The following is a 12,995-nucleotide window of genomic DNA, read 5'->3' as shown; positions in this document are numbered from 1 at the left end:
GCTGTTAGCCCGGGACCGGGAATGCGAGCAGGTCACAACAGAATTAATGTTTGCTACCGAGTCGGCGTAGCAGCACGCCACACCGACCCGGTAGCCCATCAGCCCAGCACCAACGAGTCGCCGTCGGCGCTGACGTTGACCGGCACCACGTCGCCGTCGTGCACGTCACCCGCCAGCAGCATCTTGGCCAGCTGGTCACCGATGGCTTGCTGCACCAGCCGCCGTAGCGGGCGGGCGCCGTAGACGGGGTCGAACCCGCGCTGGGAGAGCCACTGCTTGGCCGGCAGCGACACCTCGAGCTGGAGGCGTCGCTGCGCCAACCGCTTGGCCAGCTGCTCGAGCTGGATGTCGACGATCCGCACCAGCTCTTCGGGGTTGAGACCGTCGAAGATCAGCACGTCGTCGAGACGGTTGATGAACTCCGGTTTGAACGCCGAGCGCACCGCGGCCATCACCTGCTCCTCGGTACCACCTGACCCGAGGTTGGACGTCAGGATCAGGATCGTGTTGCGGAAGTCGACGGTGCGGCCCTGCCCGTCGGTGAGCCGGCCCTCGTCGAGGACCTGCAGCAGCACGTCGAACACGTCCGGGTGGGCCTTCTCGACCTCGTCGAACAGCACGACGGTGTAGGGCCGGCGGCGGACCGCCTCGGTCAGCTGACCGCCCTGGTCGTAACCCACGTAGCCGGGAGGCGCGCCGACCAGGCGGGCCACCGAGTGCTTCTCGCCGTACTCGCTCATGTCGATGCGGACCATCGCCCGTTCGTCGTCGAACAGGAAGTCGGCCAGCGCCTTGGCCAGCTCGGTCTTGCCGACACCGGTCGGCCCGAGGAACAGGAACGAACCGGTCGGCCGGTCGGGGTCGGCGACCCCGGCCCGGGTCCGGCGGACCGCATCGGAAACGGCAGCCACCGCCTTCCGTTGTCCCACAACGCGCCTGCCCAGCTCGTCTTCCATCCGCAGCAGCTTGGCGGTCTCGCCCTCCAGCAGCCGGCCGGCCGGGATGCCGGTCCACGCCGACACCACGTCGGCGATGTCGTCTGGGCCGACCTCCTCCTTGAGCATCACATTCTCGCGGGCTTCAGCCTGTGGGACCGCGGCGTCGAGCTTCTTCTCGACCTCCGGGATGCGGCCGTACCGCAGCTCCGCGGCCTTGGCCAGGTCGCCGTCGCGCTCGGCGCGGTCGGATTCGCCACGCAGCGTCTCCAGCTGCTCCTTGAGTTCGCGGACCACATCGATGGCGCTCTTCTCGTTCTGCCACTTCGCGGTCAGCTCGGCCAGCTTCTCTTTGTGGTCGGCCAGCTCGGCACGGAGCTTCTCGAGGCGGTCGCGCGATGCGTCGTCCTCCTCCTTGCCCAGCGCGACCTCTTCGATCTCGAGCCGGCGGACCAGGCGCTCGACCTCGTCGATCTCGACGGGCCGGGAGTCGATCTCCATCCGCAGCCGCGACGCGGCCTCGTCGACCAGGTCGATGGCCTTGTCGGGCAGGAAGCGCGCGGTGATGTAGCGGTCGGACAGCGACGCCGCCGACACCAGCGCGGAGTCGGTGATGCGTACACCGTGGTGCACCTCGTAGCGGTCCTTGAGCCCGCGCAGGATGCCGACGGTGTCTTCAACCGACGGCTCGCCGACGAACACCTGCTGGAAGCGGCGCTCCAGCGCGGCGTCCTTCTCGATGTACTTGCGGTACTCGTCGAGCGTGGTGGCGCCGACCAGCCGCAGCTCGCCGCGTGCCAGCATCGGCTTGATCATGTTGCCGGCATCCATCGCCGATTCGCCGGTCGCGCCGGCGCCGACGATCGTGTGCAGCTCGTCGATGAAGGTGATGATCTGACCCGTAGAGTTCTTGATGTCGTCGAGAACGGCCTTGAGCCGCTCCTCGAATTCGCCCCGGTACTTCGCGCCGGCCACCATCGAGCCGAGGTCCAGGCTGATGACGGTTTTGTCGCGCAGGCTCTCCGGCACGTCGCCTTCGATGACGCGCTGCGCCAGGCCCTCGACGATCGCGGTCTTGCCGACACCGGGCTCACCGATCAGCACCGGGTTGTTCTTGGTACGCCGGCTCAGCACCTGGACGACACGACGAATCTCGTTGTCCCGCCCGATAACCGGGTCGAGCTTGCCTTCCCGCGCACGGGCGGTCAGGTCGGTGGAGTACTTCTCCAGCGCCTGGTACGTGCCCTCGGGGTCGGGGCTGGTGACGCGAGCGCTGCCGCGCACGTGGGTGAACGCATCGCGCAGGGCCTGCGGCGAGGCGCCGTGCCCGGTCAGCAGCTTGGCGACCTCGGAGTCACCGGTGGCCAGGCCGACGAGCAGGTGCTCGGTGGAGACGTACTCGTCGTCCATCTCGGTGGCTAGGTTCTGCGCGGTCGTGATGGCCTGGATCGACTCGCGGGACAGCTGCGGTTGCGAGTTGGACCCGGTCGCCTGCGGCAGCCGGTCCAGGATGCGCTGCGCTTCGGCGCGGATTGTGGCGGGCTCGACGCCGACAGCTTCCAGCAGCGGCGCGGCGATCCCGTCGTTCTGCGTGAGCAGCGCAAGCAGCAGGTGGGCCGGCTTGATCTCGGGGTTGCCGGCGGCGGTCGCCGCCTGCAGCGCCGACGTCAGCACCGCCTGCGTCTTGGTTGTCGGGTTGAAAGAGTCCACGACACCTCCGTTCAGAGTGTGAGAGGGCCGACAGCGGCCCGATAAAAATGCTTGTCGCGTTGTTCAACGCCGTCAAGGTTGAGTCTGTTCCGCTCAACTCTAACTATTTTTACCCGACTCCACTCACGCCGGCCGGAACGCCGCCTGCAACTGCGGGCCGTCGAACCCGCCGGGCGTCTGCCCGTTCAGCGCGAACTCATAGACCGCGACGCGGAAGATCTGGCTCAGCGTCGCCGAAACGACCGCGGCGGCGAACATCAACAGGGCCGCGACCGCCAGCACGATCCAGCCCGCCAGCGCCTGCCCACCCATCAGCAGGAACATCACCGCGAACACCGACACCGTCCCGAGAAAGAGACTGAAGCCGACCGTCACCAAGCCGATCGTCGCCGCGCCCGTCGCGCCCTCGCCCCAACGCGCCCTGATGATCGCGGCCGAGTGTCGCAGCGATGTCAGCGGTCCGGTGCCCTCGAGGGCGATCACCGGCACGACAAAGAACGTCGCGATTCCCCATGCGGCACCGGCGATTCCGGCCACGATCTTGCCCAGCAGCGGCACCCGGTTCTCGAACGCCCGCAGCAGCAGGCCGAACGTCGTCGCCACCAGCGTCCAGCCCAGGATCGGGCCGATCCGGCGGGCGGCCGCCGCCAGCCCGTCGCGAACCCTGGTGTCCTCGCCGCGCATCGAGCGGGCCGCACACGCGGCCAGCGCCACGTTGAAGAACAGCGCGACGAAGGTCGACGCGTATGCCGAGGCGATGCCGGCGGCATAGATGACGGGGTCGTTGCGCTCGACCGTCTGATGGTCGAAGACACCGCGGCTGATCAGCGTCGGCGCCCAGATCGACACCATCGCCAGGGCGGCGAAGATCGTCGACAGGATTGGAAAGACCGCCAGCGACGCGTCGCCCCGCAGCACGTCCCAGCTCCGCCGGGTGAGCGCCCAACCGCGCGAGAATCTGCCCATCGAATGCACCTCCGACGTGCCCCCGTGAGCGCCGATCCTAGGCCTCAGCAGCGGCGATCGGAGAGCGATCGGATCATCCTCCAGCCCGCTCATTCGAACGTATGATCGAACAGTGGGAGACCTGGCCTCGATCGGATACAACGGGCAGCCGCTGCGCAATCCGTTCCGGGTGGTGCGCCCGCCGGTCACCGTGCTGATCGACCTGACCGTGCTGTTTCCCCGCGAGCCGCACCGCACCGGGCGCTACCAGGCCAACGGGCTGCAACTGCACAAGGTCGTCGAGGGTCGGCTGACCTGCTGGGGCATCTGCGAGCAGGGCGACTGGTGGGGGTTGGTGACGTATCCGATCGCCTACGGGTCCAAGCGCAAGACCGTGACGCACTGGGTGCCGGCCTGGACTCTCCAGCGAAAGCGCTAGTCGTCGAGCATCGCGCCGAGCTGGCCGGCGATGCGCACCCAGCCCTTGCCCATCATGGTCCGCGCGTGCCGCTGGGACTCGTCGTCACGCGGTGGTTCGCCCCGCACGATCGACCGCTCGATGCGAAGATGCTGCGCGTGACCGCAAGTTGGGTTTCCCTGCTGAGCACGCTGGTTCCGCTGGCGCTCGTGGTGTCGATCTCGCCGTTGTCGGTGATCCCCGCGGTGCTGGTGCTGCAGACGCCACGGCCGCGGCCGACCGGTCTCGCGTTCCTCGCCGGCTGGCTCGTCGGCCTGATCGCGTTGACCGCCGGGTTCATCGCGTCGTCTGACGCCCTGACCGGCCTGCACGACAAGCCGCCGCTCTGGGCCTCGTGGACGCGCGTGGTGCTGGGACTGGCGCTGATCGCGTTCGGCATCTACCGCTGGCTGCACCGCGGGGGCCACTCCGAGTCGCCGAAGTGGATGCGATCGTTCGAGACGCTCACGCCCCCGCGGGCCGCGGTCTTCGGTGCGGTGCTGACGGTGGTCCGAATCGAGGTGCTGACAATGTGCGCGCTGGCCGGGCTGGCCATCGGCAGCGGAAAGCTCGGCCGCACGGGCGAATTGGTGACGGGAGCGATCTACATCGCGGTCGCCGCGTCGACCGTCGCAATCCCCGTCCTCGCCTACGCGGCCGCCGGCAACCGCCTCGACGATCCGATGGCGCGGCTCAAGGAGTGGATGGAGCGCAACAACGCCGCCATGCTCGCCGCGGTTCTCGTCCTGATCGGCGGGATGGTGCTCTACCACGGCGTGACCGCACTCAGCTGAGGTCCCGCCCGGTCAGGCATAAGATCGGCGGCCGTGAGCCTCAACGACCGGGACGCGCTGGCGGTGCTGCACGCCGCGATCGACCCGGACGACCGCAACGGGCTCATCGGCCGGTTCTATACCCGCTGGTTCGCCTTCGACGTCTCCCCGCGCGACCTGTTCCCGCCGGACATGGGCGCCCAGCGGGCAGCCTTCGCGCAGGCGCTGAAATGGCTGTACGGCGAATTGATCGCCCAACGCTCCGAGGAACCGGTCGCGTTTCTCGCCCAACTCGGCCGCGACCATCGCAAGTACGGCGTCGTGGCCGAGCATTACCAAACACTCGGACAGGCGCTGTACGCAACGCTGCGCGAGACGCTCACCGACTCGTGGACCGACGCCGTCGACACCGCCGCCCAGCAGTCGCTGAACCTGTTCGCCGGGGTGATGAGCGGGGCCGCCGACGCCGAGCAGGGCCCGGCCTGGTGGGACGGCACCGTCGTCGAGCAGGTCCGGGTCTCCCGCGACCTGGCCGTGGTCCGGCTGCAGCTGGACAACCCGATGCCGTACCACGCCGGGCAATACGTGAATGTTGCTGTGCCGCAATGCCCGCGGCGCTGGCGGTACCTGACACCGGCCATCCCGCCGGATGATACCGGCGCGGTCGAGTTCCACGTCCGGGCGGTGTCGGGCGGGTTGGTCAGCAACGCGATCGTCAACGAGACACGGGCCGGCGACCGCTGGCGGTTGTCCAGTCCGCACGGCGCCCTGCAGGTCGACCGCGACGGTGAGGACGTGCTGATGGTGGCGGGCAGCACCGGGCTCGCGCCGCTGCGTGCGCTCGTCATGGACCTCGCGCGCTGGGGCGAGAACCCGCGCGTGCACATGTTCTTCGGTGGCCGCTACCCGTGCGAGCTCTACGACCTGCCGACGCTGTGGCAGATCGCGTCGAGCAACCCGTGGCTGTCGGTGACACCGGTATCCGAGTTCGCCGGTGACCCGGCGTGGGCGGCCGACTATCCCGACGTCACGCCGCCGCGCGGTCTGCACGTACGCCAGACCGGAAAGCTGCTGGACGTCGTCACCCGCTACGGCAACTGGGGTGATCGGCAGATCCTGATCAGCGGCGGCCCGGACATGGTCCGCGCGACCAGGGATGCGCTGATCGCCAAGGGTGCGCCACCCGACCGCATTCAGCACGACCCGCTGTCCCGCTAGCCGCCTTCGCATAGTGTCGGTTACGTGCATATCGTCACGCTGAGCGACCCGTCATCCTCGGTCGAGGCCCAATTCGTGCCGGAGGCCGGCATGATCGGCATCTCGCTGACCGACGACGGCGTCGAACTGCTCGGGCAGCGCCGCGGATTGGATGCCTACGTCGCCAACGGGAAGACAATGGGCATCCCAATCCTGTACCCATGGGCAAATCGGCTGGGCGCCAACACCTATGAAGCCGAGGGCACGACGGTCACACTGACCGACGGCGAGTACGGGGTGCGCACCGATCCCAACGGGCTACCGATCCATGGCGTCCTCGCTGCGTTTTCCAACTGGCGGGTGACCCACGAGTCCGAGCACGAACTCGCCGCCGGGGTCGACTTCACCACCGACGACGAATTGCTGGCCAGCTTTCCTTTTCCGCACCGGCTGTCGCTGACCATCACGCTCGTCGACCGGACGCTGCGGCTACGCGTCTCGGTGACACCGACCGGTGAACAGGCCGTTCCATTGTGCTTCGGCTTCCACCCCTACCTGCAACTGCCCGGCGTGCCACGCGATCAGTGGCTGATCGAGACCCCGGCGATGCGCCACCTGACGCTCGACGACAAGGGGCTGCCGACCGGCGATGCGATTGTCCAGCCGGCGATCAGTGAACCGTTGGGCGACAGGACTTTTGATGATGGTTACGACCAGGTTGCCGACGGCTCGGCGTTCGCGGTGTCCGGTGGTGGCCGGCGCATCGAGGTCCACTTCGAAGAGGGTTACCCCGCAGCGCAGATCTTCGCGCCACCCGGCGAGGACGTCGTGTGCTTCGAGCCGATGACCGCGGTCGCCGACGCGCTGCGGTCCGGCGGCTACCGCTCCGCGCAGCCCGGCGACTGGGGCGTCGCGCAGTTCTCGATTCGGGTGTAGGCCTCACCGAAACAGAAGCCAGGGCTGCGAATTCGGGACAATCGCAGCCCTGGCTTCGGTTTCGCGCAAGAACTCAGCGGCGCGGCTTCCAGACCACCACAGCGGTGCTCTTCGGGACGACCGCGATGTCGCGCCGCTGGTTGCGCGACAATACCTCGATCTCGGCGGCCATCTCCTGCAGCCGCGACTGCAGCGCCTCGACCTGATTCGTCAGCTCGATAATCCTTTTGATCCCAGCCAGATTGACGCCCTCGTCCTGGGACAGCCGTTGCACCTCGCGGAGCAGGTCCACGTCATGCTGCGAATAGCGCCGTCCCCCACCGGAACTGCGGCTGGGACTCACCAGACCGAGCCGGTCGTAGGTGCGCAGCGTCTGCGCATGCATACCGGCCAGCTCGGCGGCGACCGAGATCAGAAACGTCCGGGCCGCGTCGTCCTTCTTGGCCATCAGCGGTTACCCGCCCATTCGGCACGAGGATCGAAGCCACTGGACCGCTCGGCGACCGCGTAGGCCTCGAGCGCCTCCTTGGCCGCACCTTCCAGGTTCGGCGGCACAGCGACTTTCACGGTGACCAGCAGGTCGCCCTGACCGCCGGACCGCTTGGGCACACCGCGGCCGCGGACCCGCAGAATCCGGCCGTCCGTCGTACCCTTGGGCACCCGGACACCGACCTTGCCGTCCAGAGTAGGAACGGAAAGCGTTGTTCCTAAAGCCAATTCGCTGAAGCTGACCGGTACGGTGACCGTCAGGTCGTCGCCGTCACGGGCGAAAACCTTGTCGGGCCGCACGTGCACGGTGACATACAGGTCGCCCGACGGGGCTCCCCGCAGGCCGGCCTCGCCCTGCCCGGCAAGGCGGATCCGCTGGCCGTCCTCCACGCCCGGTGGGATGCGGACGTTGATGGTCCGGGTGCGGGTGGTGACCCCGGTTCCCTTGCACTCGTCGCAGGGGTTCTCGATGATCGACCCCGTACCGCGGCAGTCGGTGCACGGCTCGGAAAAGCCGAAAGCGCCTTGGTTGCGATTGATTACGCCCGAGCCGTTGCACGTCGAGCAGACCTTCGGGCTGGTACCCGGCCGGGCGCCGCTGCCGTGGCAGTTGGTGCACGGCGCCGGACTGGTCAGCCGCAGCGGCATGGCCACGCCCTTGGTGGCCTCCAGGAAGTCGAGTTCGGTTTCGGTCTCCAGGTCGTTGCCGCGCCGGGGCCGGCTGGGCCGCGGCTGAGCACCGCGACCGAACAGACCACCGAACAAATCACCGATGTTGTTGCCGCCACTGCGGCCGGCCGCATCGAACAGGTCGTTGAGGTTGAACTCAGCGCCGTCGCCGCCGAAGCCACCGGTGAAATCGCCTCCGCCACCGCCACCGCCGTTGAAGCGGCGACCGAAACCACCGCCGGCGAACAGTCGTCGGGTCTCGTCGTACTCCTTGCGCTTGGCGTCGTCGGACAAGACGCTGTACGCCTCGGACACCGCTTTGAAGCGCTCGGCCCCATCCGGGTTCTTGTCCGGATGGAGGTCCGAGGCCAGCTTGCGGTACGCCGTCTTGATCTCTTTGGCGCTGGCGTCAGAGGAGACGCCCAGCTCCTTGTAGAAGTCCTTTTCGACCCACTCGCGTTGGGCCATGCTGCGTCACCCCCTCACACCTTCCCTGAGTTGTACCGCCGTCACTCCGACGGTTCTGATTTTGCGTGTTGCTCACCCTCGTTCGCGTCGTTATCGGCTGACGGGTCCCCGGCGACGGTGTCGACCACCCCGACGAGCGCGTGCCGCAGCACCTGCTCGCCGAGCGTGTAACCCTGTCGCATCACGTTGCCGATCACCGGCTTGGAGCCCTCGCCGCCATCGCCTTCGTGCTGAACGGCTTCGTGCAGCGCCGGGTCGAAGTCGTCGCCCTCGGCGCCGAAGGCCGTCAGCCCGAGGCCGGTCAGCGCACCGATCAGCTTGTCGGCCACCGACTTCATCGGCCCCGACTCCAGATCGCCGTGACTGCGCGCCCGCTCGAGATCGTCGAGCACGCCCAGCAATTGGCTCACCACAGCGGCTTTCGCACGCTCGCCGGTGGCCTCCTGGTCGCGCAACGCCCGCTTGCGGTAGTTCGCGTAGTCGGCCTGGACCCGTTGCAGATCGGCGGTCAACTCGGCGACCTTCTCGTCGCCGGTCGAGCCGTCACCGGCCGGCGCCGCCCCCGAAGGGGCAGCACCGGAACCGAAGTGACGTACCTCGCCGGTCTCGGGGTCGATCCGCCGCTTGTCGGTGACGGTTACCGGCTCTTCTTCGGGATTGCCCTCGCTCACTGGCCCTCCCGCTCGTCGTCAACCACCTCCGCGTCGACAACGTCATCGGCACCGCCCGCGCCGGGCTCCCCACCGCCGGCAGCTTGCTCGGCTTGGGTGGCCTCGTAGATGGCCTGGCCAAGAGCCTGCGACTCCTGACCCAGCTTCTCCATCGCGGTCTTGATCGCGCCGATGTCGGTGCCCTCCAACGCCGTCTTGGCTTCGGCCACCGCGGCGTCCACCTTGTTCAGCGTGTCCTCGGGAACCTTGGAACCACCTTCGGCACCGCGTTGTTCGGTGACGAACTTCTCCGTCTGGTAGACCAGCGTCTCGGCCTGGTTGCGCACGTCCGCCTCTTCGCGACGCTTGCGGTCTTCGTCCGCGTGCGCCTCGGCGTCCTTGATCATCCGGTCGATCTCCTCCTGGGACAGGCCGGAGCCCTCCTGGATCTTGATCGTGTTCTCCTTGCCGGTGCCCTTGTCCTTGGCCGTGACGTGCACGATGCCGTTGGCGTCGATGTCGAAGGTGACCTCGACCTGCGGCACGCCGCGCGGAGCCGGCGGCAGGCCGGTCAACTCGAACGAGCCGAGCAGCTTGTTGTGCGCCGCGATCTCACGCTCACCCTGGAAGACCTGGATCTGCACCGACGGCTGATTGTCGTCGGCCGTGGTGAAGGTCTCCGAGCGCTTGGTCGGGATCGTGGTGTTGCGCTCGATCAGCTTGGTCATCACGCCACCCTTGGTCTCGATACCGAGACTCAGCGGTGTGACATCAAGCAGCAGAACGTCTTTCACCTCGCCCTTGAGCACGCCGGCCTGCAAAGCGGCACCCGCGGCAACGACCTCGTCGGGGTTGACGCCCTTGTTGGGTTCCTTGCCGCCGGTCAACTCCTTGACCAGATCCGACACCGCCGGCATCCGGGTCGAACCACCCACCAGCACCACGTGATCGATGTCGGAGACCGCGATACCGGCGTCCTTGATCACCGACTGGAACGGCTGCCGCGTGCGGTCGAGCAGGTCCTGGGTGATCTTCTGGAATTCGGCGCGGGTCAGCTGCTCGTCGAGGAACAGCGGGTTCTTGTCCGCGTCGACGGTGATGTAGGGCAAGTTGATCGAGGTGCTCTGCGAACTCGAGAGCTCGATCTTCGCCTTCTCGGCCGCTTCACGCAGCCGCTGCATCGCCATCTTGTCCTTGGTCAGGTCGATGCCGCTGGTGCCCTTGAACTTCTCGACCAACCAGTCGACGACGCGCTGATCCCAGTCGTCGCCACCGAGGTGGTTGTCACCGGAGGTCGCGCGGACCTCGACGACCCCGTCGCCGATCTCCAGCAGGGACACGTCGAACGTGCCACCACCGAGGTCGAAGACCAGGATCGTCTGCTCGTTCTCGCCTTTGTCCAGGCCGTAGGCCAGAGCGGCCGCGGTCGGCTCGTTGACGATCCGGAGCACGTTCAGGCCGGCGATCTGGCCGGCCTCCTTGGTCGCCTGACGCTGAGCGTCGTTGAAGTAGGCGGGCACGGTGATCACGGCGTCCGCGATGTCCTCGCCGAGGTAGCTTTCTGCATCGCGCTTCAGCTTCTGCAGAACACGAGCACTGATCTCCTGTGCCGTGTAGTTCTTTCCGTCGATCTCCACCGACCAGTCGGTGCCGATGTGGCGTTTGACCGAGCGAATGGTGCGATCGACGTTGGTCACCGCCTGGTTTTTGGCGGGCTGGCCGACCAGTACTTCGCCATTGCGCGCGAACGCGACGACGGACGGAGTCGTGCGCGCACCCTCGGAGTTTGCGACGACGACCGGGTCGCCACCCTCGAGTACTGCGACGACGGAGTTGGTGGTCCCGAGGTCGATACCGACCGCACGAGCCATAGTGATTCCTCCCTGATATTCGAGCTACGTATGCACTACGCTGCTGAGTGAACCGCGCTCAAGATTGCCTCGAACGGCAAGTCGCTGTCAAGCCAAGGTTGAGCCTATGTCACTCAGGTTTGTCTTAGGGCTCAACGGGCCGCCTCCAGAGTTTGTTCCCGGCGTCCGGGAGAAATTCTCACCAGCGCGTATCCAGCCTCAGACGGGCATCGTGATTTGCGGTCGCCGGGGCACGGCGCCGATGACGAACTGCTCGCCGCGCCCGGTCCGGGACTCGTGATGCCGGACCCCGAGAGTTTGTTCCCCAACGGTTGAGGCCGCCATCACAGCGTGGGATAGTTTCGCCAATCAGCCCCTAAGCGGTCGTGCCCGGCGCCGCAGTGTTGCCCCACGACGATAGGAAGTCCATGCCTCCGCCGCCCAGCACGCCCGGACCCGCCGCAGATGGAAATGCCGCGTTCGCCCGTGAAGACGCCGGCTACCACCATGACCTGCGGCCGCGCCAGATTCAGATGATCGCCATCGGCGGGGCCATCGGAACCGGCCTGTTTCTCGGGGCCGGCGGCCGGCTGGCCTCGGCCGGGCCGGGCCTGTTCCTGGTCTACGGAATCTGCGGCGGCTTCGTCTTCCTGATCCTGCGCGCGCTCGGCGAACTCGTCCTGCGCCGTCCGTCGGCGGGCTCCTTCGTGTCCTACGCCCGCGAGTTTTTCGGCGAGAAGGCAGCTTTCGTCGCGGGCTGGATGTACTTCCTGAACTGGGCGATGGCGAGCATCGTCGACTCCACCGCGATCGCGAACTACTTCCACTACTGGACGCCACTGCGTGCGATCCCGCAGTGGACCATCGCGCTGCTCGCACTGATCGTCGTCGTCTCGATCAACATGATCTCGGTGAAAGCCTTTGGGGAACTGGAGTTCTGGGCCGCGTTGATCAAGGTGGTCGCGCTGACGACGTTCCTGGTGATCGGCACCATCTTCCTCGTCGGACGCTTCAAGGTCGACGGCCACACCACCGGACCCAGCCTGTGGGCCCACCATGGCGGCTTCTTCCCGACCGGCCTGCTGCCCGTCGTCCTGGTCACTTCGGGGGTGGTATTCGCTTACGCCGCAGTCGAATTGGTGGGAACCGCGGCCGGCGAGACGGCAGAGCCGGAAAAGATCATGCCGCGGGCGATCAACTCGGTCGTCTTCCGGATCGCGGTTTTCTACGTCGGGTCCGTGGCCCTGCTGGCACTGCTGCTGCCGTACACGGACTACAAGCGCAACCAGAGTCCGTTCGTGACGTTCTTCTCGCATGTGGGATTCGGCGGTGCGGGCAGTCTGATGAACGTCGTCGTGCTGACCGCCGCGTTCTCCAGCCTGAACGCCGGGCTGTACTCGACCGGCCGGATCCTGCGGTCGATGGCCGTCAACGGCAGCGCACCGAAGTTCACCGCGCGGATGTCGAAGAACGGCGTCCCCTACGGCGGGATCCTGTTGACCTGCACGATCGGCCTGCTCGGTGTCGTTCTCAACGCGATCAAGCCCAGCGAGGCCTTCGAGATCGTGCTGAATATCGCCGCGCTCGGCGTGCTGGCGGCCTGGGCGACCATCGTGGCGTGCCAGCTACGGCTGTACCGGATGGCGAAGGCGGGCAGCACAACTCGGCCGTCATTCCAGATGCCGCTCGCGCCGTACAGCGGCTACCTGACGCTCGCATTCCTGGCGGGCGTGGTGGTCCTGATGGCGTGCCAGGCCGAATACGGCCGCTGGATCATCGTTGCGCTGGTCCTCGCCGGGCCGGCGCTGACCGTCGGCTGGTTCCTGGTCCGCAACCACGTCCGTGCGGCGGCCGCCGAACTCGGTGCGCCCGCCGCGGACCTCCCGGAGCTGGCCCAGGAGTAATAGAGCGGACGC

11 protein-coding genes are annotated in these 12,995 nt (G+C 67.3%); 5 read left to right on the top strand and 6 right to left on the bottom strand.

The features are described 5' to 3' along the window. Positions 1–98: 98 nt before the first annotated feature. Positions 99–2,645 (bottom strand): ATP-dependent chaperone ClpB, encoded by a 2,547-nt coding sequence (gene clpB, locus PT015_RS20240; RefSeq protein WP_285186792.1) that lies wholly within the window; start codon positions 2,643–2,645, stop codon positions 99–101. A gap of 123 nt (positions 2,646–2,768) precedes the next feature. Then, a complete protein-coding gene (locus tag PT015_RS20235) occupies positions 2,769–3,611 on the bottom strand; it encodes a DUF6159 family protein (protein WP_285186790.1) in 843 nt (280 codons plus the stop codon). Between the two features lie 112 nt (positions 3,612–3,723). Between PT015_RS20235 and PT015_RS20230 the strand changes: the two genes are divergently transcribed. The 4 genes from PT015_RS20230 to PT015_RS20215 all read left to right on the top strand — a co-directional run bounded on the left by PT015_RS20230 (position 3,724) and on the right by PT015_RS20215 (position 6,953). Beyond that, positions 3,724–4,029: a hypothetical protein gene (locus PT015_RS20230; RefSeq protein ID WP_285186788.1), complete on the top strand. Its 306-nt coding sequence runs from the start codon at positions 3,724–3,726 to the stop codon at positions 4,027–4,029. Positions 4,030–4,166: 137 nt separating this feature from the next. Then, positions 4,167–4,841, top strand: a complete 675-nt coding sequence (locus tag PT015_RS20225) for a GAP family protein (RefSeq protein ID WP_285186787.1) — start codon at positions 4,167–4,169, stop codon at positions 4,839–4,841. A 33-nt stretch (positions 4,842–4,874) separates the two neighbouring features. Then, positions 4,875–6,038, top strand: coding sequence for an FAD-binding oxidoreductase (locus PT015_RS20220; RefSeq protein WP_285186786.1), 1,164 nt, complete (start codon positions 4,875–4,877; stop codon positions 6,036–6,038). Positions 6,039–6,062: 24 nt separating this feature from the next. Continuing rightward, positions 6,063–6,953: an aldose 1-epimerase gene (locus tag PT015_RS20215; RefSeq protein ID WP_285186785.1), complete on the top strand. Its 891-nt coding sequence runs from the start codon at positions 6,063–6,065 to the stop codon at positions 6,951–6,953. Positions 6,954–7,026: 73 nt separating this feature from the next. Here the strand turns inward: PT015_RS20215 and PT015_RS20210 are convergent, their stop codons facing one another. From PT015_RS20210 to dnaK, 4 genes are read right to left on the bottom strand one after another with little or no spacing between them, the layout of a single operon-like run. Continuing rightward, positions 7,027–7,401 carry a heat shock protein transcriptional repressor HspR gene (locus PT015_RS20210; protein WP_285186784.1) on the bottom strand — a complete coding sequence of 125 codons (375 nt, stop codon included), beginning with the start codon at positions 7,399–7,401 and terminating at the stop codon, positions 7,027–7,029. After that, entirely contained in the window at positions 7,401–8,579 is a 1,179-nt protein-coding gene (dnaJ, locus tag PT015_RS20205) for a molecular chaperone DnaJ (protein WP_285186782.1), read from the bottom strand. The genes PT015_RS20210 and dnaJ overlap by 1 nt, the downstream gene beginning before the upstream one ends. Positions 8,580–8,620: 41 nt before the next feature. Continuing rightward, positions 8,621–9,250 carry a nucleotide exchange factor GrpE gene (gene grpE, locus PT015_RS20200; protein ID WP_313824715.1) on the bottom strand — a complete coding sequence of 210 codons (630 nt, stop codon included), beginning with the start codon at positions 9,248–9,250 and terminating at the stop codon, positions 8,621–8,623. Beyond that, positions 9,247–11,100 carry a molecular chaperone DnaK gene (gene dnaK, locus PT015_RS20195; RefSeq protein ID WP_285186780.1) on the bottom strand — a complete coding sequence of 618 codons (1,854 nt, stop codon included), beginning with the start codon at positions 11,098–11,100 and terminating at the stop codon, positions 9,247–9,249. Before dnaK ends, grpE begins: the two co-directional genes overlap by 4 nt. 407 nt (positions 11,101–11,507) lie before the next feature. Between dnaK and PT015_RS20190 the strand changes: the two genes are divergently transcribed. Then, on the top strand, positions 11,508–12,983 hold the full coding sequence (locus PT015_RS20190; RefSeq protein ID WP_285186778.1) for an amino acid permease: 1,476 nt from the start codon (positions 11,508–11,510) through the stop codon (positions 12,981–12,983). Positions 12,984–12,995 lie beyond the last annotated feature (12 nt).

Origin of the sequence: Candidatus Mycobacterium wuenschmannii, from assembly GCF_030252325.1 — a bacterium.
GTDB lineage: Bacteria > Actinomycetota > Actinomycetes > Mycobacteriales > Mycobacteriaceae > Mycobacterium > Mycobacterium wuenschmannii.
This window is presented reverse-complemented; position numbering and strand designations above follow the sequence as displayed.

Bases quoted from the DNA above. Each gene is read 5' to 3' on its own strand.
- PT015_RS20235 (WP_285186790.1), bottom strand. From the start codon at position 3,611: ATGGGCAGATTCTCGCGCGGTTGGGCGCTCACCCGGCGGAGCTGGGAC.
- PT015_RS20210 (WP_285186784.1), bottom strand. From the start codon at position 7,401: ATGGCCAAGAAGGACGACGCGGCCCGGACGTTTCTGATCTCGGTCGCC.
- dnaJ (WP_285186782.1), bottom strand. From the start codon at position 8,579: ATGGCCCAACGCGAGTGGGTCGAAAAGGACTTCTACAAGGAGCTGGGC.
- dnaK (WP_285186780.1), bottom strand. From the start codon at position 11,100: ATGGCTCGTGCGGTCGGTATCGACCTCGGGACCACCAACTCCGTCGTC.
- PT015_RS20190 (WP_285186778.1), top strand. From the start codon at position 11,508: ATGCCTCCGCCGCCCAGCACGCCCGGACCCGCCGCAGATGGAAATGCC.